We start from the raw sequence: 23,074 nt of genomic DNA on the forward strand, positions 1-23,074 counted from the left end.
TGAGCGCAGTCTTTTTCTATAATGATTATTATTTTGACTCTTTAACAACTAGTTTAAGCGGTGCCGCAATCAGCTTCTCTACGGTTTTGCCTTCTAATACATCCTTAGCGGCTTGAATGGCTAGTTGACCAATTAATTCAGGCTGCTGCGCAACGGTTCCTGTTAATTTACCAGCTTCGATGGATTTAAGTGCATCTTCATTTCCATCAAAACCAATCACAGGGATATTCTTGCCTGAACTTTGAATGGCTTCAATAGCACCTAGCGCCATTTCATCATTATGAGCGAAAACTGCTTGTACGCCAGGATTTCCTTGCAGAAGGTTCTCCATAACGGTCAGGCCTTTCGTGCGGTCGAAATCAGCTGTTTGCTTAGCAATGACCTCTAGCTGGCTGTCCGCAATCTCATGGAATCCCTTACCGCGTTCCCGAGTCGCTGACGCTCCTGGGGATCCTTCTAACTCGATGACCTTTGCACCTTTCCCAAGCTGCTCTACAATATATTCTGCTGCCATAGAGCCACCCTTTACATTGTCAGAGGCAACAAGAGCTTTGATATCCCCTTGATCTGCGGAACGGTCCAACGTAACGACGGGAATATTTAAACTGTTAGCTGTTTGCACTACCGTCGAGATCGCTGATGAATCCACTGGATTGATCAATAACGCATTCACACCTTTTTGCATCAAATCTTCGACGTCATTACTTTGTTTAGCAGAATCATTTTGGGCATCAATGACAAGGACTTCCAAGCCTTGCTTCTTAGCCTCGGCCAAAACACCATCTTTAACGGATACAAAGAAGGGGTTATTCAATGTAGATATGGATAATCCAATCTTCATATTCTCCAGGCTTCCACCACTGCTAGGCTTAGCCCACTCTGGAGGCTCCAAGGAACAACCTGTCATGAGAATTAATAGTAAGGAAGTAAGAATCAAAGTTAACTTTTTCATGTTGGAATCCCCCTTATACGGCTTTCTTACGGTCTATGAGTACGGCAATGGCAATAACGATCCCTTTGACCACCATTTGGTAAAAAGAAGATACGCCGAGCAAGTTCAATCCATTGTTCAAAATCCCGATAATCAGTGCACCAATCAATGTGCCCACGATACGTCCACGACCACCAGTTAAGCTCGTACCGCCTAATACTACAGCTGCGATAGCATCCAACTCATAAGATGTGCCTGCTGTGGGTTGCGCTGAGTTCAATCTGGAAGTCAGGATCGCTCCTGCCAATGCGGACAACATACCGGTCAATGAATAGATCATTATTTTAATGCGGTCGACTTTAATCCCTGAAATAATAGATGCTTTTTCATTACCACCAATGGCATAGGTTTTACGACCAAATGGAGTTTTGTGCAATACAACCCATAAGACTGCGAAGACGATGATCATTGTTATAGCAGGTACAGGTATTCCCAGTAAATATCCACGGCCAAACAATTGGAAGGTCATGCTGTCTCCGAGACCTGTGATCGGATTACCGTCTGTGTATACAAGTGTTAATCCCCGGAAAATCGTCATGGTCGCCAACGTAGCGATAAATGGCGCCATTTTACCTTTTGTAATCATCAGTCCGTTAACCATCCCCATCACGCCACCCGCTAAACAACCTACAATAATGGCTAAGACAGGATCCCAACCAGACAACATCAGGTTAGCGGTGAAGGCACTGGATAGGGCTAGAATAGAACCCACCGATAAATCGATACCACCCGTTAGAATAACAAAGGTCATCCCAAAAGCGATAAGCGCATTTATGGCAACTTGTCTAAGCAAGTTCAGGATATTAAGGGGCTCCATAAAGCTTGGGTTCAACACCGTAACGATAACAATTAGAATAATCAGCCCTAGTAATGGACCTAGCTTCTGTGTAATTTGCCCGATTTGAAAACCTTTATTTTCTCTCTCACCTTTGATAGTTGTCATTACTATTGCCCCCCTGTAGCTAACGTCATGATTTTTTCTTGCGTAGCTTCTTGTTGTGATAGCTCTCCACTAATTTCCCCTTCATGAACCACTACGATCCGGTCGCTCATTCCTAAGACTTCAGGAAGCTCTGACGATACCATGATTATGGCGACTCCACGTTCCGTTAATTCGTTCATGAGCTGATAGATCTCCCGTTTAGCTCCTACGTCCACTCCACGGGTAGGTTCATCGAGGATAAGCACACTTAAGCCGATCCCAATCCATTTGGCGATGACCACCTTTTGTTGATTCCCCCCGGATAAATTCCGGACTAAAGTGGAGGAAGACTGTGTCTTGATGTGCAGCCGCTTGATAAGTATGTCTACAAATTCTTGTTCTTTTTTATCAATGATTACACCCTTAGGAGCGAAGCTATATAAATTTGTAAGCACCATATTGTCTCGAATAGAGAAATCAAGCACTAACCCTTCATCTTTACGGTCCTCCGTAACGAATCCTATCCCCGCCTTCATCGCATCATTGGGATTTCGAATCGTGACCTTTTCTCCCCGCACCATAATCTCACCACGGTCTAACGATTCCAATCCGAATAAGGTTCTCATCATTTCTGTTCGTCCAGATCCCATTAATCCTGAGAAACCTAAGATCTCACCCGAACGAACGGAGAAATTAACATCTTTAAATTGCCCTTTTTTCGTGGCATTTTTAACTTCAAGAACAACCTCTCCGGGTTTGGAGGTACGCTCAGGAAACCGGTCGGTTAATTCACGCCCTACCATCTTCCGAACTACATCATCGAAGTTAGTCTCTGGAATGGGCTTCGTGTCTACTGTTTTCCCATCTCGCATGACCGTTATTCGGTCACATATCGTAAAAATCTCTTCCATCCGGTGCGAAATATACACGATGGAGACGCCTTCCTTTTTAAGGGAAGTTATGACTTCGAACAATTTCTGGATTTCCCGTTCGGTTAATGCCGCTGTCGGTTCGTCCATGACGATAACTTTTGCATGAGTCATAAGCGCTTTTGCAATCTCAATCATCTGTTTCTCCCCTACCGAACATTCCCCCGCCTCTTGATTTAAGGGAATCGTTACGGAGAGCTTACGAAACTGTTCATTTGCTAACGCTTTCATTTCTTTCATATTTAAGATCCCTAGTTTGGAGGTTCGTTCCTTACCAATAAACAGATTATCTAGAACTGTCATATCCGGCCACACATTCAACTCCTGATGGATAAAAGCGATCCCATAACGTTCAGCCTCTTTGGGATTGTTAAAGTATGTTTCCTGACCATCTATACTAATGGTTCCTTGATCACGCTGATGCAGTCCAATCAAAATGTTCATCAGAGTAGACTTTCCTGCACCATTCTCTCCCATTAGGGCATGAACTTCACCATCCTTCAGCTCAAAATCCACACCCGTCAACACACGGTTAGCCCCAAAAGATTTATAAATATCCTTCATCGTAATGTGCATATGCTTTGAACCCCCTTTTTATCAAAAATAGACCCCGGCTTGTAAAATACAGTTTGCATACGGCTTAGCTTCCCCCGTACGAATGATGACCTTCGCATGCCGGGTTAACAATTTAAATTGTTCATGTGAAATCGCCTCTATAGGTATTTCCTTAAATTTGTCATTCAAGTATTCAGAAGTGTCTTTATTTTTTGCTGCTAATTCCTCTGCCACGATAACTTTCTCTATGACCATATCCTCTGATATGATTTCGACAATCTCTTGAAAGCTGGGAACTCCCAATTTAAGCGCTAAATCAATCTTTGGAACACCAGATGGAACGGGTAATCCAATATCAGCAATGACAATCGTATCGGTGTGGCCTAAGTCAGTAAGCACTTTGGAAATATGACTGTTTAAGATTCCTTGTTTTTTCATAATTAAAGACTCACCTCCACCTCTACTCTTGTTGGCATGCCACCTTGGGCACCAAATTTTGTGACGGATAAAGAAGCGGCGCGATTGGCAAACTTTACACTAGTTCGAATAGACTTGCCTTCAGCTAGAGCAACAGCAAATGCCGCATTAAAAGTATCTCCTGCTCCAGTGGTATCTATAGCATTCACTTTATAGGTGGGAACTAAAACTTCCTGTTTACCATCGTAATAACGCACACCATTGCTGCCCTCGGTTATAAATAACTTATTGGGATATTTGCGTAAAGCTTCAGCAGTACTCATCTCAGGAAATAATATTGCACATTCATGTTCATTGGGAGTTAAATAGGTGGCATTGTTTATAATCGTTTCACTGATAGGCCGAGCAGGTGCTGGGTTAAGCAACATAGGCACATTGAATTTATAGCAAATCTCACTTACATAAGACACCGTCTCTTCCGGAATTTCTTGTTGGATTAATACCATGTCAGAGCCTTTAATATTCTCAAGTGCCCGTTCAACCAATGCAGGAGTAACTAAATCATTGGCTCCTTTTACAACGATAATGCTGTTATCGCCTTCCGCTAAAATGATGTGAGCTGTCCCACTTTCGACATGTGTAACCGGTTCCACATTGGCGGTAAAAACGCGATTCTTTTTCAGATTATCCATGATAGCGGTACCATAGAAATCATCACCTACACAACCAACCATCGTAACTTCTGCTCCTAGACGGGCAGCAGCGACGGCTTGGTTCGCACCCTTACCGCCCGGAACGGTGGAGAATTGTTCTCCAAGCACAGTCTCACCCGCGTGAGGCCGCTTATTCGAAGTCACTACTAAATCCATTGAACAGCTGCCAATTACACATATCTTAGCCATATTCATCAACCTTTCTCATGTTGTCATCTATTCTTTACTTCTTGTAGTTTCCCGCTCCACAAAGCTAACGGGTAGTTGAATAATCTTCTCTTCCACCTTATCTTGCTCAATTAGCTTAATAAGTAAACCCGCTGCTTCTCTACCCATATCATGTGCCGGCTGGCGAATGGTGGATAAAGCAGGTGACAACAAGCTGCTGAGCGGAATATCATCAAATCCGATGATTTGCAGATCCTGCGGCACTCTTTTACCTAAACGATGTGCTTCATGAATGACTGCCGTCGCCACAATATCATTACTGGCAATTACGCCATCCGTATCTATATATTTATCAAATAACTCCACAGCCCATTGTTCTGCTACTGTATGGGAGAAGGATGAAGTTTCGATCACATTATAGCTGATTCCCATTTCATTAAGGACTTCAATCGCCCCAAGAAATCGATCTTGTGCAGGTTTGATATGCGCCGGTCCTTGTATCACTGTAATTTTTTTGCTTCCCCGTGCGATAATCTCCTGTGCTGCAAGACGTCCGCCCTTTTTGCCATCTGCGTATACGGAAGGGCTATCATTAGAAGTACGGTCCAGAAATACAACCGGAATCTTCAAGTTAGAATAAACGTCACTCTCAGGGAAATTGGTTGACGATATCATGCCAATGACATTGTTTTGGATAAAGGTTTGAATATAATCCATCTCTTTGTCCTCGTTCTCATCACTATTGCCAAAGATGATCCGATAACCTTGCTCCTGCATCCGATCCTCTATCCCCCGCGCTAACTGCGGGAAGAACGGGTTAGTAATATCAGGCAAGAGCAGCCCGATTAATTTAGATTTCCGCTTGTATAATGATCTTGCAACCTCATTAGGGGTATAATTCATTTCTTTGATCGCTGCCTCAACCTTTTTGCGAGTATCGATATTCACATATCCAGATTCATTTATAACCCGTGAGACTGTTGCTACCGAAACTCCAGCTATTTTTGCGACATCTTTGATCGTCATCATTCTTTCATTCATCCCCCAATGTGTAACCGGTTACATGTATTACATAAATTAGATTATCACATAACCTTTTCATTTACAAATCTTTTTTTCGATCATAAAGCTAACAAAAGATACCAACTATATATCGATATCTTTTGTTATTTGAATTTATTTATCTGCAAAGCGATTTAATAATTTTATTGTATTGAAATGCATACCTTCATGGTAAAGTGTGAAATTTATGAATTCACCGATTGAATTTAAGGTTAATCCACTTCCTGTTGTAAGAGGAGTTACTTGCTCACTTAAGCGATTGTGAAAAGCTTCCTGGATCCGTTTGGGTTGCTCCGTAAGCATCTCAAGTAAAACTTCAAGCGTTGGCGGTTCCTCATTCCACTCGGCTGGTTTAGTCCCTTTCGCAAATAAGCGTTCAAAGCTTGCCGGCAATTGCATAAGCTCCCGAGCAGAATGAAAGGCAAACTTCTCTTGCACCAAATAAATATGTCCCAAATTCCATCGGATATTGTTATTAAACCCTTCTGGAATGCTATTCAAAGTTCCCTCAGATAGTCCCTCGACAGCACGCACAGTAACACTTCGCACAAACTTAATTTGTTTGAATACAATTTGATCCATTATGACCCCTCCTAATATTTTCATCCATAGTTTACCATGAGATTATCTTTAATTTCCTAAAATTATTTTATACTTAATTGTTTCATAACGAGCGTAATAAACGACTGCATATAACTTTCTTGAAGTTCCTTCTTTCTGTAGCCCATCCATATCGAATGCTTGGAGACTACATTTTCTACTGCTATTTTAGCTAATGTTCCCTGATCAAGATAAGGTTTCGCCAACAAAGCGGATACATAACTAATTCCATAACCGGCAATGACAGCTTGAATAACTTCATTCACTCCATTAAATTGAAGCCCAATCGTTGGCTGCTGTACACTTCTTTCTTCACACAACCGGACAAGCTGCTCTCTGGCTGCACTGCCCTCTTCCCTCATAATAAATGCTTCAGACATTACTTCTTCAAAGCTAGCCTGCTGATTGGCAATAGGGTGATGGGAAGAAACCACGAATATATACTCGTCCCTATATAACTCCCGATGTTCGAACACTCCTGTATTATGCGAAGGAAACTCCATATCACTGTAAATCGCCACGTCTGCTTCAAAATTATTTAATTTTCCCATGACACCATGAGAATTAGTAGTAGTGATCTGAATGTTAACTTCCGGAAAAGATTGTTTGAATAATGACGCCCACCGGGGAATGAGGATGCTTGTCGCCAAATAATTACCTGCAATCCGCAGATTCCCCTCAGGAAATTTGTGATAGTCTTCAATGATTTGCTGGACTTGATCACCCATGGCAAAAAACTTCTCAAGAGGTTCGATTAACCTTTTTCCTAAAGGGGTGAGCACCATCCTCTTTCCTTTAATTTCAAATAATAAAATATGATTCTCCCGTTCAAACTTACGGATTTGCGCTGATATAGCGGGTTGACTGATATGCAAACGTTCAGAGGCTTTGGTCACACTACCTGTGATCGCAACGTAATAAAACAATTTTAATACATGATAGTTCATCGTCAACTCTTCCTCACTTTATAAAATAATATCTGTATTCGCCGCTTATCCTCAGCCATTTTATTATAACTATACATTATGGATGTTAACTATTATATATTGTTTATTTATATTTATTTATCTTATACTTACAACTATTCATTAGGGAGGTCACGTTAATGACAAAGACAGTATTCTACTTAACCCGCCACGGGCAAACAGAATGGAATTTACAAAAACGAATGCAAGGGCATCAAAATTCTGCGCTTACAGCCTTGGGTGAACAGCAGGCGGAATGGTTAAGAGATCGTTTGGAAGTAGAAAACTTAGGCGCAATTTATTCTAGTACTAGTCCAAGAGCATTGCATACTGCGCAGATTTTACGGGGAAAGCGGAGTTTACCTATTCATCAGCAAGTTTCTTTAATGGAAATTAACATGGGGAGCTGGGAAGGAATGAATACGGATCAGATACAACTAGAATCCCCTTTACAATATTCCCATTTTTTCACCAGACCCGATCTATATATTCCTCTAACCTCAGGTGAAACTTACAAGCAGCTTGAACAAAGAGTAGTGCCGACAATGGAGCGCATCATAAACGATAACGTAGGGCTAGAAGTGCTCATCGTCACGCATCGGATGACTTTAAAAGTCATTATGGCTTATTTTCTCAATAAATCATTGCAGGAAATTGGAGAGTTACCGGATATTCTCTCTACAGCATTATGTAAAGTAACCCTAACTAATAACAATACAACCATCAATCTGTATGGAGATACTTCACATTATCAATGATTATGGGTCAAAAAATAAAAAGGTAACTCCGATTAACGGGGCTACCTTTATAGGGTTCAACATTAAATATCCACACTTTTGATTATAAAACTGCGGACCTTCATCCATTTGCCTAAAATGAATTCATCAATCGTTTTCGTCTTTGGTCTAACGCAAAAGCGATGTTTTGCCCCTTTATCAAAGCCCACAGCTTCAAAAATTAGGCTATCCCCTATTTGCTCCTTGAAGAACACCTGCTTTAATCCCAACCTATTTAACATTTCAAGCTTTACGCTCTCAATATATGTGCGCGAATACTCCTTAGACATATGTGTTCCTCCTAGTAGTGGTAGTAATATTATAAGTCAATATGAAGAAAATCAACAATAGTTCATATATTCATCCACAAAAAACAACCAGGCAGCGATTCTCCGTTGGAGGTTCACTGCCTGGTGTTTTGGGTCTGCGGTGGTTTGCTTGAGTAGGTTACGAGCTAAGCTTAATCATTCGTAGCTTTCGGTTACCCACTCCGTTGTAACGCACTATCTTGTTGAAATTTGTAAGATAACTGCATTCTATACACTTATTCCATATCCACAAGGGCTAATTCTAACTTTAAGTGTATTCTATACAATTAAAAACTAGAGAAATAGCCTGTAGAGTATTAAATCAAGAAAATAGATGTACTAAATACAGCTATTTTCATTGGCCGAGCATTTTGAGCATACTAGTTGTACAAAATACAGTTAAAACCATCTACTGTACACTTCAATACTCCATTACTTGTTACTTCAAAGCTTCCGTCGGCTCTCATATGGTAACTAGATGGGGAGTAGTCCATTATGAGTTTGCCCATTCATACTGATTCCTTTTTCCTGAACCTATCCGAATAATTCTATCTATTTAGTCCTTCAACTTCTACATCTAACTAATCGAAAACATCACTAACTTATTTAACTTCAGTTGCCCCAGTCACTTTACCTTCAATCCCTGCAGTTGCTTTCACATCTTCGTTTGCGAAGTAAAGATTTCCATCAATAGTCGAGGTTTCATGCAGATTAAATCCGTTCGCTTCTACATAAACATCACCTTTAATGGTTCCGCCTTGAACTCGTAAATTTTCACTTTGTACAGTTAACTTAGGTACAGTGAGTGTGTAATTGGCAGTAACTTTGTGATCAGCGTCTTGGGCATAAAGAGCAATCTTACGGTAGATGTCGCCGTCTGCGGCCCCTTTATCATGGAATTCGCCTTCAACAACAACATCTTGGGCAATCGTCACATCATTTAGAATGGCAATAATCCAATTTCCATCTTTACTTACAGCCTTGGTAAACGCATCTGCTTGATTTACGATTGAAGCTGTAGTAACTGCATCCGTTTGCTCTGTAGTTGGAGCCGTAGTAGCCGCCGAATTAGTCGCATTATTATTATTCGCACCACAACCAGACAAGACTGCAACCGAGACGCCTGCTACTAACATCATTTTAAATAACTTCATTTGAAATCCCCCTTGTTTTTGATTATAAATTAATTATATATTAAAATTTTTAATAAACAGGTGAAAATTTTCACAATATTGTGTCGTTATCTGAAGCGGTTTCACAAAGATCACTCCTTTCCATCCGGAATCGTATCCATAAGTAACACCTCATCTCGCTGCCCGTTTTAGGTTCATGGATCTTAATACTTATTTACCCAAATTTTAAGAAAGGTCACAAAGGTGCTTAATTCCATACAAAAAGGACACTCCCAATAACTGCGGAAGTATCCTCATAATCTTTATTACTATAAATCTTTAGATTAGATATCCTCTTGAAAAAGATATGGAACCATCATACTCTACGCTTACTTTTTTAATGTTAGGTTTATGCAAAACTCCAGCATAAAAATAATACAGCGGAAGGATGACCATTGGGTCAATAAACATTTTTTCAGCTTTTGCATAAAGCTTGTTTCGTATAATTTAGCTTAAGACGATTATCAAGCAGATCTTCCCAGAGTTGAATCTCACGGGCTACATTCTTCCATTTCTAGCTACTTAACAGGGTCATCTGACTGCTCTCTCACCCCCCATTGACGCTTTAGAATCAGAATGTTAATCTTTAGAAAATATCACAAGGATAAGGGAGCTATTTACTGGTGAAAAAGACAACCATGAAGGACATCGCACTTCGTGCCAATGTCTCCGTCGCAACAGTGAGCTATGTTCTGAATCGTGTCGGCAACCAAACCATTCCTGAGAAAACGCGCCAGCAGATTCTTCAGCTTGCCGAGGAACTGCATTACATACCGAATCTGGCAGCACGTTCACTTGCGAATCAGAAAACAGGATTGGTCGGTGTGCTTGTTAACACAGCAGCCCATACCCCACACTGGAAGCTCCATGCCCAGTTCTCATTTATACATGCCTTGGAACAACGGTTAACAAATGCTGGTTACCATACGCTGCTATATTCACTTGATGTTGACCAGCCTTCTTTGGATATTATCGTAGAAAGAAAGCTGGAGGCTGTATTTCTGATCGATGTGCGCGAGGAAGCCTTTTATTCGATCTCCAAGCATTTTGTAGAAGGAATTCCTTTGATTCTGATCGACAGCATGATAGAAGATAAACTCTTTAAGCAAGTCTTTTTCAACTATCGAGCAGCTCTGCAAAAGGTAAAACCACAGGACCTTTCACAGGTATGTTTAATTATGGAGAGCTTCAATAACTCTTTCCTCACCCGCTTTATTCAGGACAGTCTTCCATTACCTGAAGAAGCGATATTCACCGTTGTCAATTTGGAGGAATTAAATACATTCTTACAGGAGGGGGGCTATAAAGAGGCCATTGTCATTAATGAGTTTATTGGAAGTTACGTTGAAAAAAACGGGAGGTTCGAACAACTCTCTGTTCTTTGCACCTGCAATTGTCCGGAAATATTAGGCGATGACGTTCATAAATTCATTTTCACAGGGGATAAAGCGGCTACTGCATTTGAACTCATGGACAAATTATTGCATCATTCTGACTACTCCGCACAAGAAAATAATTGTTATTTTGTAGAATAATTTTTTTGGCTATTCACTTAAGCGTTTAAGTTGAAAGGAGCATAACTTATGCCTGGTCCTGTATTAGTGAAACAAGTTCCCTCTGCTGTTCAAGCTCATCCCTCTCTTTGGGGAAATCGGAGATTCCTGCTGCTACTCAGTTCGTACTCCATTTCCTTGTTCGGTAACACTTTTCATAGTATTGCTTTAAGTTTATGGGTACTGCAAACGACCGGCAGCGCCAAAATGATTGCCATCATCACGATAATCAATTTATTGCTTAGTTCTTTGCTCGGATCGATAGGGGGAACTTTTGCGGATAGGGTCAATCGTCGAACCCTCATGCTGATCACAGATCTGATAAGTTGCGGACTCGTAGTGACGCTAGCTTTAGCCATTTCCCTGCCCTCTACTTCGTTCATTATCGTCGCCATACTGACGGGTCTTACGACCATTTCAGCTTTATTCCAGTCCCCGGCATACCAAGCTTCTATCACTACTGTTGTTGGTAAAGAACATCTACAAAAAGCGGTAGGACTGTTGAACTTGTCTGAAAACATCTGCCGGACTATTGGTTATTCCGCCGGTGGGATTTTCGTAGCGAGTTTTGGAGCAGCCGACGCTATTTTATTTGATGGAGCTACATTCTTCCTCTCCTTTCTGCTCGTGTTAGCGGTCCGTTCCCTTCCTTTGCCAACTCAATTAAATAACGTGCCCAAGAAAGAACGGAAATTCACACAGGATTTGATCGATGGAATTCACTATATTTGGAGGTACCCTTTTGCACGCGCCGTTATGATTATGCTTCCTACCTTAACCTTATTTTTTGTCCCCTCCCTGATGTTGACCCAGGTTATGGCTGTCAACGTGTGGGATTCCACTCCCTTTCAGTTTGGACTTATTGAAGCCTGTATTCCACTTGGTTATATGATCGGATCCGGTCTGATCTTGCTGCTCGGCTCCAAATTGAAAAACAGAGGTTTCCTTATTATGACTGGACTGCTATGTCTCGGTCCCCTGTACCTCCTGTTATCATTCGTCACTTCCGCTGCGATTGCCATTCCTATCATTCTTGTGATTGGCTTCATGTTCTCATTCTCCACGTTGCTGATTAATACAATCCTTAGGCTGGAAGTTTCAGAAGACATCCAGGGTAGGGTGTTTGGTGTATTAGGTTCTATCATGAGTGTAGCCCCAACCATTGGTCTTACTGCTGTCTCGTTCTTGTCTGATCTCTTCAGCCCTGGTCCTGTCATGGGTTCAATCGGAGTCTTACTGCTGCTGTTTGCCTTATCAACTATCACTAAATTAAAGGTAATTCGAAACTACAAGTAATTTCAGAACGTATCCTGTGTTCTTTATCGCCCTCTTTTTCTAATAACACTTCTAAAATGAAGCTCAAACAGTAAAAGAACAATCAGAAAAATCAATAACAGGAGACCCGCTATACCAGTTAGAAACGGAAATAGGAGTGGGAAGAAAATACTAGGGTAGGCCTTAGTAACATCTGAATAATAGCCCATACCCATAAGGGAGGTACCGGAGAACTCGATTAGCCTGACGCCTAAATGATTGTTGCTTCTTTGCGCATAGCTGAGAACCTCTTCGTCTACTTCTCCGTCTTGGGCAATCGTAATGATTTTCCATTTTCTTGTTTCCATGGGTTGACTATCATCGGTCAGTCTTTGGACTATACTTATTTGTTTCTCACCAGTCTTTCGGTCCTTTACTGTGAGAATATCTATCCACGAAAAATACCGGCTGCCTCTGTCCCGATTGGATAGCCATATTTCATCAGGGGTGGAGATTTTTTGATCATTTAATAAGAACTGAACTTTGACAATATCACCAGGCGGGACCTTCTCCTCTTCATCCCATGGGGTCAAATCTGCTTTCCTGCCTGTTTTTTCTTCCCTGATTTTAATATTCTTATCATCAACCGTTATCTCTTGTACGTTTATTGGGTTATATTCTTTTTCAGCATGCTTTATCTCATAACGCTGATTAATTTGATCAGAGATTATGTACTCACGTATATAGTTGAACAATGGGTTAAAAGAAATCGCCAGCAAAAATAGCGAGACGCCAGATATAACTATAAACTTCTTCATAAGTCCTCCTTTTTAACGTACAGTCAGTTTAAACTTTTGGCGTGAACCCCCTTCCGATCCATCGGAACACACTCATCCATTTATATCTTCCATCGTAGCGTTAATAACATTCATAAATAAGTTCTCCTTTAATAGATTAGGCACTACCTTCCTCTAAATCTCCCAACCATAATAAACATTGTGGAATAAAATCAGCGTAGTCGTGTAATGCATTAATCGTACGGATTACCTCACGAGTACCCAGCTCCCGTTCTGCATCATCTGAGCTCTCCAGTCCTAGCGAACGTCTGATATTGTAAGCTAACCATTCTAATTTTCCCAAAAAGCCATAGTTGAGCACAACCTGCCAATCCGCATAAATCTCTCCGCCATGCTCCAGATAGCTGTTAATCAAATTTGAGAATGCCTTTTTGCTTAAATCTCCCGATTCAGAACCTGACCAATATAAAGCTACATCTATCAGCTCTAACGTAGGATGAATAGGTCCTGCTGCTTCCCAATCGATTATTATTGGAACTTTCTGCTCATCCCACAAGACATTTTTGGGGTCTAAATCCCGATGGCTGATAACATAATGATTCGTCAATAGACTCGCTGAAGAATGAATCAATGACTCCCAATTCTCTATCTTATGCAGGTGATCTGCTAGCAAGCTTGACCATTCTGCACCCTGCTGCTCTCCTTTGAGAGCAAGCTCCTTCCAATTTTCAACTGCAGCATTAGACGCTTTAAGCGTTTCAAAGTGATGATCATCCGTTCCCTGTGAGAAATCGATGATGTGGAGCTGCGCAAGAATTGCCCCAATCTTTTTACAACAATCTAAATCTATTTCATCTAAAGGTAATGCCTTCCCCTGAACCCATGGAAACAATAAATAAAATTGCCCTTCAACCTCATGCATACTACTGCCATTAGATACGATTGCCGGAACAGCATGGATTCCCTTTTGATAAGCCAGATTCGCAACCATTTCAGAAAAAATATAATTGGACATTGCTGTATCTCGTTGCATAATTTGAGGATTTAAGGCCTTTACTGCGTATTGCGCTTTATCCGTTTGCAGGCGATACATTCTGTGCAAAAGTCCACCTGTTATCGGTTCAGGTTCATTCATCAACAGACCCAGATTATATTTGGCGCAAAGTGTAGCGAATTTTAAATTATAGCTTATATTTTCCATGTTATGTATTCCTTTCCGTGTGAGTAAAGTCGTACTCATTTAAAATGGTTCAAGTAAATTTAAAACATATTTTTATCTTTATGAAATATTATGTACTGTTCACTATGACATCCTGTGTAACCCTCGTGAACCAAAAATGAAAAGGAGGCTTCGTTAATGAGTAAGCGGTTACATCAATCAGGGTATCTTGTAATCATTTGGTTTTTAGTCTTTACCTTAGGGACGGCAGCTTTTGGCTCACTTTCCTCTGTGTCGGCAGCATCTGCCCGGCAAGCGGAAAAGCTAAATCGGGGACTAGTAGCAGTGAAGGTATCCAGCGGTGTATTTGTGAGCTGGCGGCTACTCGGAACAGAAGAACTGTCGGTTTCTTTTAATTTATACCGCAATGGCACAAAAGTAAACGTTACCCCAATCACGGACAGCACGAATTATCAGGATAACGCCGGCACAACTTCGTCTAGCTATACAGTTCGAGCAATCGTTGGCGGTATTGAGCAATCTGATTCCCCAGCAGCAAATGTATGGGCCAACAATTATTTGGACGTTCCAATTCAAATTCCGGCTGGCGGCACTACGCCAGATGGCGTAAGTTATGCCTATAGTGCCAATGATGCCAGCGTGGGCGACTTAGACGGTGACGGGGAATATGAAATCGTGTTGAAGTGGGATCCTTCCAATTCCAAAGACAACTCGCAAAGTGGCTATACAGGCAACGTCTATCTGGATGCCTATAAGCTGAATGGAACTCGGCTATGGCGAATTGATCTGGGTAAAAATATTCGGGCTGGCGCACATTATACTCAATTTCTAGTCTATGATTTCAATGGTGATGGTAAAGCCGAAGTAGTCTGCAAAACAGCAGACGGTACGGTTGACGGAGTTGGCGTAACCCTTGGAAACGCAAGTGCAGATTATCGCAATTCCAGTGGATATATCCTGACCGGACCTGAATATCTGAGTGTATTTTCCGGACAAACGGGCAAAGCCTTAACCACGATTGATTATGTTCCTGCCAGAGGAACGGTATCCAGTTGGGGTGACAATTACGGCAATCGAGTAGACCGCTTTTTAGCAGGAGTAGCCTATCTGGATGGAGTACATCCAAGCATCATTATGGCACGTGGTTATTATACGCGCACAGTCGTTGTAGCTTTTGACTGGAATGGCAGTGCTTTGACCCGTAAATGGACCTTTGATAGCAATAGCTCCACCAATGCTGGAACCGCCGGTCAAGGTAATCATAGCTTAAGTGTAGCCGATGTGGATAACGATGGTAAGGATGAGATCATTTATGGTGCCTTAACCATTGATAATAACGGTGCGACCTTATACAATACAGGGCTGGGTCATGGAGACGCGCTGCATGTAGGCGATTTAAATCCGAACCGCCCCGGTCTCGAAGTTTTTAAAGTCATGGAAAACACTAGTTCTCCCTATGGCGCTGCGGTATGGGATGCCGCAAACGGGACGGTCTTATGGGGTGTATACACGGGAAAAGATACCGGCCGGGGGATGGCTGCCGATATTGATCCCAATTATCCCGGGGAAGAGGTATGGGCTCACGGCGTTGGCCTATACTCCATTACAGGCACCAAAATAAGCAGCTCAATGCCTTCTGTGAATTTTGGGATCTGGTGGGATGGCGACTTGTCCCGCGAACTGCTGGATGGTGTCAAGATCGATAAATGGAACCCTGCAAGCAACTCCGTTACCAATTTATTAACCGGAGCGAGCGTAGCATCCAACAATAGTACCAAAGCAACGCCAAGCCTACAGGCCGACCTGCTTGGAGACTGGCGCGAAGAGGCTATCTGGAGAAAGTCCGATAACTCGGCTCTACGAATCTATACAACTACGAACATCACCACCAATAAAATATATACCTTAATGCATGATCCAGTATATCGGTTAAGCATTGCCTGGCAGAATACAGCTTACAATCAACCTCCGCACACAGGATTTTTCCTAGGCAACGGTATGGCCACTGTGTCTAAACCCAATATCTACGTAGTGCCGTAAGCTTTCTAAAAAATTAGTAAGTGAACAAGAAAGCAATTGCTGTTATCCGGATACGCCGGGGCAATTGCTTTTTTGGTCGGTTTATATCAGCAATGATCGAGGAGCATTAATAGTTTTTTTAATTGTTTAATGCCTTCGCATTGAGTGGTTATTATTGCATATAGGATAGGTTTTAGTGCTGGGCAGATATTAAACTGCAAAACGTTGTTTGACATTCGTACAGCGCTAGATCCCCAATCAGAATCCCAGCTTTAATAGCCAGGCCGCAAGCTTCTCCTCCCGCCTTTTCAATTCACCATCTACGCGATTATATTTTCCAAGCCGTTGCTCAGCTGCAATGCTGCCATCTAGCATATACAAGACACGCTCAGCTTGAGCAGCGACTTTAGCATCATGTGTGGCGATTATAAGCGTTGTTCCTGATTGATTAATATCTGCTAATATGTCCATGATTTCACTAGCTGCTTTTGAGTTAAGCGCCCCGGTTGGCTCATCGCCAAATAATATATCTGGCTGATTAATGAGTGCTCTGCAGATTGCTGCTCTTTGTAATTGTCCTCCTGACACCTGTGTAATATCACGTTCAGCCAGCGCAGATATTCCTGTTTTGTTCATTAACTCAGCTGCTCTTTTATTGATAGTTCTACGGCTGCTGGTTCTCGCCCGATAAGCAGACAGGATGATATTGTCGCGGATATTCATGTTTTTTAACAGATGCATTTGCTGAAAAATAAAGCCCATATGCTTTAAGCGCAGACCGGCTAATTCGTTCTCTGAAACTCCGCTGATCTCCTGCCCTTTAAAAATAACACTTCCCTCTGTCAACTTATCCATCCCGCTGATCGTATACAGCAATGTTGATTTTCCTGAACCAGAAGGTCCCATGACAGCTATGAATTCCCCCTGAGACACCTGAAGCTGAACATCCTTTAATATCGACAGCGGAGTTCCTTGCCCTGTTGAATAACTTTTTTTTAACCCTTTCGACTCTAATATGAACATTCTGCCACCTCCTATCATTCGGCAATTAGTTTGGCTATACTGGATTTTCTCATTGAGATCGTGCTTGTTACGGTGGTGAGCGCTACAATCAGCATGAAAAGTAGAGGAAGAATAAGATAGGCTACCGCCGGATTGACTACAAACTGTATCTTAGAAGCACCCATAAAAGAGCCTAGCATTTGAGCAATTTTTTGCCCGAGAGTGTTAGCCGCAAAAGTACCAAGAATGACGCCCAGCCCTGATATTATCAGCATCCTTACCAGGTATTGCCTACGAATATCTCCTAACGTAAAGCCAACACTTCTCAAAATAGCGGTTTGCGAAGAATCCTTGGCAAGCAGCATTTTCAGAAATAAAGAGGTAATCAATATCGAAATCGAAAATGCGATAACGATGGATAAGCCTGTAACCAGCTTCAATTGGCGAATTGTATTTCCTAATGTCTGAGCTAAATAGCTTTGCAGATGAGTGATTTTTGCTGGATAAAATAATTTGGTGTACTGATCCATTTTTGCCTGGACGGAAATTCCCGGGTTCACATCCAAAGCAACTACATACCAGAGAACCGTCTTCGGATCATATGGCAATTGCGCTTTTGCGGTTCGGCCACCATTAGTTATATCCTGATAGATCCCGCTAACGGTCAATTTTTTTGCCACCCCAGCAACCTCTAAATGAACGATATCCCCCACCTTTTTATTCAGTTCCTTGGCGTTCAGGTCAGAAAGAGCGATCTCACTTGCACTTCTAGGAGTTCCTCCATGAACATACGAGAGCGGAAAAATAGTAAAGTCACCGGTTTCAACATTTAGCGATTCCCATACACCATCACTACCTAATACCTTAAATCTAGAAGTAATCAGTGGAGAAAATTTAGAGATGTCCGGGTCATTTTCAAGCTTGGTTATCATCTCATTAAAACGCTTCTCTATTTGGTTCGATTGCTGCAAATCAATGCGAATATCGCTCTGACCGACACCCATATAAGAAACAAACCGGGGAGACTGAAGGGTATTCAATATATTCACTGGCACTAGAACGATAAACAAACTGATCACAAATACGAAGAACAATAATCCGTACATGGTGAAGCGCCCGTAAACATCTTTTACCCCGAGAAAAGCATTCACGTTAACAAATTTACGCTTGCTAAGTGAAAATCTGCTTGTGTTAATCTTTGCTTCCCCCCTCGTACCTGACCGTAAAGCTTCTACAACCGTGATGCGATTAAAGCGTCTAAGAATCATCCGGCAAAAGAATACAACAACTCCAAAGATCAAACCTACCGCCAGGACAGGAACAAAATAATGAAGGATACTGGCAGGAGCAACGCCCAAATACAAAGTAATATTGGCTGTAAACAAACGAACCACACCTAAAGACAGTAAATATCCACATACAGAGGCGACGGCTGCCATCACGATATATTTTGCTAAATAAATGCTGCGAATATCTTGCTGCGTGATCCCAATCGCTTTCATGACACCTATCTCTCTGTAATCCTCTTCCAAGGTAGCGATCATCGTAAATCTGAGACATAAAATAGCAATCAGCATCAGCAGAACACTTACCAAAATAATAACAACTGCGATAATCCCGTCCGTCAGTGCATTCAGCGTTTTAAATAAAGGATAGTCAATGGAGGGGCCTTTATTGGGCAGATTTGAGGATTGATACTCATTGCGGAAATCATTGAGCTTAGATAGATCTGTAAGCTGAAATTCAATCAGGTATTCAGGTTCGCCGAGCTGTTGTTTAAGCGCTGTAAAGTCAGCAGCATTTACGACAAAACGTTTGGAGCTGACCATGGCTGGATTCATTTGGACATCCCTTACAAAATCAGTAATCACAAACTTTTTATCGAACTGTTCACCTAGAACACTAACTACGTCGCCGATTTTCAGATTCTTTTGCTTCATATAATAAATGGGGACAGCGATTTCTCCTGCCGATACCTCAATCACCTTGTTCTCTAAATTCAACAGCAAATCAAATGAAGGGTTCTGCTCTACAAAGCCGATATCCATCACGCTGTTTGCTTCCGAGCCTTGGTTACTGCCTAGATAAACGTTAGATCCATCCAAGTTAAGCATCTCTACGGTTTGTTGATCTTTCACCAGTGGATTAGCGGCTGTAAAGCTCTCGATTGCTGAGCTGTCGATTTGTCCTGCGTGCATCTGCACGAAATGAGGGGCTTTGGATTTAATCAATAGCTGATTCAAGGACCCCGACAATTCTATAATCACTTGCGAAGCTGAAGCAACAAGCAAAGCCGATAACATGATAAACACAAATAATCCGAAGGTAATGATTTTATTGCGTTGAAGGTCTCTTTTTACAATTCGTAGCAGCATTGACGGGCCTTCTCCTCTCTAATTCGTTCAATTATTCACGTTCAAGGCAGCGAATTGATTTCATTCTGGGGATCACAAATGCCATAATAATGATGAGCAAACCAGAGATGATAAATAATAAACCGATTCCCCGTCCTTCCCCAGTGCCTATCACCTTACCTACTGATGAAGCAAGTAGACCTCCCTCTCGTAAAAGAGGATTAAACACTTGATCAGCCAATATGCCAGCAAAAGCATACGCAGCCACATAACCGAGTTGTGATAAAATGCCAATGATCCCCCATGCCCGCCCCTGTGTGTCATTTGGGATATGGTTGCGAATCATAACGTCAGCACTGGTATTAACAAAAGGCAACGTTGCAAAAAATAAAAAACCAGCAGCTGTAATAAAAGCAACATTCGTGGTCAGACCCACCAAAGAAAAAAACAGTCCGGCGAATCCTAGGCCGAGCGCTAATACTTTGATATATTTACGATCGATGCTAAAAACTCCAATAATCAGACTGCCGAGCAACATCCCTATAGCACTTACAGATAATACCGTGCCTAGAGTTTTCGTATCCGTAAAGGGTAGAAGCATAGGCGTATATAAGGTTTGGAGAAAACCCACATAAAAAGTAACGACAGACAAAATGATCGTAAGCTGCAGTACACCTTTCGTGTAAATAAGAGCATCCCAGCCCTCCTTCAAATCTTTTACAAACGACTGATTCGTTGGAACTCTGTGTTCAGTCTGTAGATTCCTGCGAACAGCCATCACTGCAAGAACTGTAACTAGAAAGGTTGAGATATCTATAAGCAGGATAGTTTTTATATCCATAAAGCTAAGCAAAATCCCGGCAAGGATAGGGGAAAGAAGATATTTTGAGGACGCAGCAAGCTGAACTAAACCACTAGCCTTGGCAAATTGCTCCTCTGTTAATAAATCTGTAATGGTAGCCTTGTAGGCAGGTTCAAGCAAGGATACAAAAATCGAACTAAACGTCACGCCCAGACAAATCTGCCATAAATGAGGTTCACCCAGCAGCATGATGATGAGAACATATACAAGTCCAAAAGCAGATAACAAATCCCCTGCTATCATCATCAATCGCCGATCAAACCGATCCGCTAACACGCCGCCAAAAGGACTGAGCACAATGGAAGGGAGAAAAGCACATAAGGTTAAAAGTGCCACACTAGAGGCGGTCTGCGTCATCTGGAACACATAGACCCCTAAGGTGAAAGCCGTCAACCCGCTGCCAATACTGGATATCCACTCCCCCATCCAAATGATCATAAAATTTCCGAAGGATTTGTTGTTCAGAATATTCCCTCTCCCCTACTCAAACATTTGAAACACATAGTCGAAGCTACCCTTCTCCGCCCCTAGCGTAATTTCCATCGTATAGATAAAAGCTCTTATCTTCTGGATGATTTCCTCAGGCTGCCACTTGAATATCCCTTCATCAAAAAGAAATTGAGAGGTGATCAATAGAAATTCCATCGTCTCCCGGGGATACGGATTGTGAAACAGTCCCTCCTCTATGCCCTGCTCAATGACCTCCGTCAAAACAGGAGTTAGCCGCAAAATGGTTTCCACCAAGCTTTTCTGGTGCAGCTGTGCATTATCAGCCTGATGGAACTGCTCAATCATTTGGCTTTTTCTGTCCGTATCCGGCTTTTGCGCCATAATGATTTGCAGCAGCTTTTCATGAACGGTCAGCTTAGGATCTGCAGCAATTTGCTTAGCAGCTGCTACACCAGCATCAATAAATCGCAGCACAACAGCATCCATGACCTCTTCCTTCGATTTAAAATAATAGTAAAAGGTTCCCTTCGCTATACCTATAGCCTGCAAGACATCATTCACCGTCGTTTTGGTATACCCTTTCGTAAAAAACAGCATTTCTGCTGTATCCAATATTTCATTTCTACGTTCTTCCGCTTCTTTGGAAATTCTCATCTGCAACGTCCTCCATTCTATCGACCGACCGTCGGTCTATTCCAATTATATACAAATATTAGATCCTGTCAAGATTAATCCGGCATCACAAAAAGAGAGAATTCCAAAAGCTACGTTATAGCAGCTGGAACTCCCTCTTTTTTGGATATACTGTTGGGTTTTACCGTTGGGTTTTTACTGCTGGGTTTTAGTCTTACTGTTTACTGTTTGGTCTTGCTGTCTTGCTGTTGAGTTTTAGTCTTACTATTTACTGTTTAGTCTTATCGTTTACTGTTTGGTCTTATTGTTTACTGTTTGGTCTTACTGCTGCGTTTTACTTTTAGCTTGCTCTTTGATCTGATCCATGGAGATACCTTTGCTCGCGTTGTAACACTAAACTACTAAACTTCGTTTGCTTGGATCACATTTGCACTTACGACGCAGCTTATCGGACACAGCTGACCTTATACGCTGCATTATCCCCCATTTGGGATCCTAACGGACCGCATAGCCACTATTGGCATGAAAAACGCCACAAAAGACCCCTTCCTCAAGGAATAGCTGCACTGGAGTCCGAAAACCAACTCAAAGAGCTATAAATCTGCAAATAGCGTCCTCTGGGTCCTTAAGCAACACGGGATAGGGATTCAATAGGTAATCAATAGGTAATCAATAGGTATTCAATAGGTATTAATTACCTAAGTTCGGACTAAGTGGCTTCCGGCTGCAGATTTTGCCCCCAAACGGCTTCCCTGTATAGAATGCTGCTATTTCGCATGAGCTTCTGCAATCCCGTCTCAAATAGATTATCTAATCCGCCGGATTGTACTAATGAAAATTTGCTGCCCAAGGAATAGGCTATATAATAATCCGCCCAACTGCTATAACGTTCTTGTAGCTGCCTTGCGGCTTCTATTTTGTAATCCCAGGCTTCTTCCTTCTTCAAATAATCTTCAACATAACCAATCCGGCTCAGATAAATTACCCAAGCTAACCCAAAAGCAGAAATGTCACCAGAAGGCAACTGATGTATACCTTGTGCAACAACCTTCAGATTAACAAAATCCTCATGATCCTTATGTGCCTCAAGATATTTACTGCGTGAGGTTTCGGAAAGTGTGGCTAAACGAGCATGTAAAGATCTATATTCTGCACGGTTGCCATCTTCTAGAAGCCAGCGAATCTGGCGATGAAAGGAGTTAGCATCCTCGATATTCCATCTTTCACAAGCATTTTTGATTAATCCTCTTTTGAAGAAGACATTACTGAAATCAAATTCATAAACCACATAGTATCTCCCTAAGAGACCACGTATGCAGGTAGAGGAAAGACAGCGGAAATACATTTCCAATCGTTTTCTTTGCTTAACATTGTATTCCTTCAGCATGTAGA

General features: G+C 41.8%; 21 protein-coding genes. 4 read left to right on the plus strand and 17 right to left on the minus strand.

What is annotated here, in order from left to right:
• Positions 1–28: 28 nt before the first annotated feature.
• The 8 genes from rbsB to MKY54_RS20240 form a co-directional block, all read right to left on the minus strand.
• Positions 29–952: a ribose ABC transporter substrate-binding protein RbsB gene (gene rbsB / locus MKY54_RS20205; protein WP_339187698.1), complete on the minus strand. Its 924-nt coding sequence runs from the start codon at positions 950–952 to the stop codon at positions 29–31.
• Between the two features lie 13 nt (positions 953–965).
• Positions 966–1,934, minus strand: coding sequence for a ribose ABC transporter permease (gene rbsC / locus MKY54_RS20210; protein ID WP_076127362.1), 969 nt, complete (start codon positions 1,932–1,934; stop codon positions 966–968).
• 2 nt (positions 1,935–1,936) lie between these two features.
• Entirely contained in the window at positions 1,937–3,418 is a 1,482-nt protein-coding gene (locus MKY54_RS20215) for a sugar ABC transporter ATP-binding protein (protein ID WP_076218180.1), read from the minus strand.
• 21 nt (positions 3,419–3,439) lie between these two features.
• Positions 3,440–3,835: a D-ribose pyranase gene (gene rbsD, locus MKY54_RS20220; protein ID WP_339187700.1), complete on the minus strand. Its 396-nt coding sequence runs from the start codon at positions 3,833–3,835 to the stop codon at positions 3,440–3,442.
• A gap of 2 nt (positions 3,836–3,837) precedes the next feature.
• Complete coding sequence (gene rbsK, locus MKY54_RS20225; protein WP_076201458.1) at positions 3,838–4,716, minus strand: ribokinase; 879 nt, start codon at positions 4,714–4,716, stop codon at positions 3,838–3,840.
• 27 nt (positions 4,717–4,743) lie between these two features.
• Positions 4,744–5,724 (minus strand): LacI family DNA-binding transcriptional regulator, encoded by a 981-nt coding sequence (locus tag MKY54_RS20230; RefSeq protein ID WP_076127368.1) that lies wholly within the window; start codon positions 5,722–5,724, stop codon positions 4,744–4,746.
• A 147-nt stretch (positions 5,725–5,871) separates the two neighbouring features.
• Entirely contained in the window at positions 5,872–6,339 is a 468-nt protein-coding gene (locus MKY54_RS20235; RefSeq protein WP_076127369.1) for a DinB family protein, read from the minus strand.
• Between the two features lie 62 nt (positions 6,340–6,401).
• A complete protein-coding gene (locus MKY54_RS20240; RefSeq protein WP_339187706.1) occupies positions 6,402–7,304 on the minus strand; it encodes a LysR family transcriptional regulator in 903 nt (300 codons plus the stop codon).
• A gap of 158 nt (positions 7,305–7,462) precedes the next feature.
• Here MKY54_RS20240 and MKY54_RS20245 point away from each other — a divergent pair, with 158 nt between their 5' ends.
• Positions 7,463–8,080, plus strand: a complete 618-nt coding sequence (locus tag MKY54_RS20245; RefSeq protein ID WP_339187708.1) for a histidine phosphatase family protein — start codon at positions 7,463–7,465, stop codon at positions 8,078–8,080.
• Positions 8,081–8,142: 62 nt separating this feature from the next.
• Here the strand turns inward: MKY54_RS20245 and MKY54_RS20250 are convergent, their stop codons facing one another.
• On the minus strand, positions 8,143–8,388 hold the full coding sequence (locus MKY54_RS20250; RefSeq protein ID WP_339187711.1) for a hypothetical protein: 246 nt from the start codon (positions 8,386–8,388) through the stop codon (positions 8,143–8,145).
• A gap of 620 nt (positions 8,389–9,008) precedes the next feature.
• Positions 9,009–9,560, minus strand: coding sequence for a polymer-forming cytoskeletal protein (locus MKY54_RS20255; RefSeq protein ID WP_076183054.1), 552 nt, complete (start codon positions 9,558–9,560; stop codon positions 9,009–9,011).
• 641 nt (positions 9,561–10,201) lie between these two features.
• On the opposite strand from MKY54_RS20255, the gene MKY54_RS20260 reads away from it, so the two are divergent.
• Positions 10,202–11,113, plus strand: a complete 912-nt coding sequence (locus tag MKY54_RS20260; protein ID WP_076129864.1) for a LacI family DNA-binding transcriptional regulator — start codon at positions 10,202–10,204, stop codon at positions 11,111–11,113.
• Positions 11,114–11,161: 48 nt separating this feature from the next.
• Positions 11,162–12,427 (plus strand): MFS transporter, encoded by a 1,266-nt coding sequence (locus MKY54_RS20265; protein WP_339187716.1) that lies wholly within the window; start codon positions 11,162–11,164, stop codon positions 12,425–12,427.
• A gap of 23 nt (positions 12,428–12,450) precedes the next feature.
• On the opposite strand, the gene MKY54_RS20270 is transcribed toward MKY54_RS20265, so the two are convergent.
• Positions 12,451–13,203 (minus strand): hypothetical protein, encoded by a 753-nt coding sequence (locus tag MKY54_RS20270; protein ID WP_339168648.1) that lies wholly within the window; start codon positions 13,201–13,203, stop codon positions 12,451–12,453.
• Between the two features lie 136 nt (positions 13,204–13,339).
• Positions 13,340–14,383 (minus strand): phosphotransferase, encoded by a 1,044-nt coding sequence (locus MKY54_RS20275; protein ID WP_339168650.1) that lies wholly within the window; start codon positions 14,381–14,383, stop codon positions 13,340–13,342.
• A 156-nt stretch (positions 14,384–14,539) separates the two neighbouring features.
• Here MKY54_RS20275 and MKY54_RS20280 point away from each other — a divergent pair, with 156 nt between their 5' ends.
• Positions 14,540–16,402, plus strand: a complete 1,863-nt coding sequence (locus MKY54_RS20280; RefSeq protein WP_339187718.1) for a rhamnogalacturonan lyase — start codon at positions 14,540–14,542, stop codon at positions 16,400–16,402.
• 237 nt (positions 16,403–16,639) lie between these two features.
• Here the strand turns inward: MKY54_RS20280 and MKY54_RS20285 are convergent, their stop codons facing one another.
• The 5 genes from MKY54_RS20285 to MKY54_RS20305 form a co-directional block, all read right to left on the minus strand.
• The gene (locus tag MKY54_RS20285; protein ID WP_339168654.1) at positions 16,640–17,404 is read right to left on the minus strand and encodes an ABC transporter ATP-binding protein; all 765 of its coding nucleotides are present in this window, start codon (positions 17,402–17,404) and stop codon (positions 16,640–16,642) included.
• A 14-nt stretch (positions 17,405–17,418) separates the two neighbouring features.
• The gene (locus MKY54_RS20290; protein WP_339168656.1) at positions 17,419–19,758 is read right to left on the minus strand and encodes an ABC transporter permease; all 2,340 of its coding nucleotides are present in this window, start codon (positions 19,756–19,758) and stop codon (positions 17,419–17,421) included.
• Between the two features lie 31 nt (positions 19,759–19,789).
• On the minus strand, positions 19,790–21,037 hold the full coding sequence (locus tag MKY54_RS20295) for an MFS transporter (protein WP_179088350.1): 1,248 nt from the start codon (positions 21,035–21,037) through the stop codon (positions 19,790–19,792).
• Between the two features lie 42 nt (positions 21,038–21,079).
• Positions 21,080–21,703: a TetR/AcrR family transcriptional regulator gene (locus MKY54_RS20300; RefSeq protein ID WP_076129871.1), complete on the minus strand. Its 624-nt coding sequence runs from the start codon at positions 21,701–21,703 to the stop codon at positions 21,080–21,082.
• Positions 21,704–22,391: 688 nt separating this feature from the next.
• Positions 22,392–23,069 carry a DUF1266 domain-containing protein gene (locus tag MKY54_RS20305; protein ID WP_339168663.1) on the minus strand — a complete coding sequence of 226 codons (678 nt, stop codon included), beginning with the start codon at positions 23,067–23,069 and terminating at the stop codon, positions 22,392–22,394.
• Between the last annotated feature and the right edge of the window lie 5 nt (positions 23,070–23,074).

It is taken from the genome of Paenibacillus sp. FSL P2-0121, assembly GCF_037975345.1.
Taxonomy (GTDB): domain Bacteria; phylum Bacillota; class Bacilli; order Paenibacillales; family Paenibacillaceae; genus Paenibacillus_AQ; species Paenibacillus_AQ odorifer.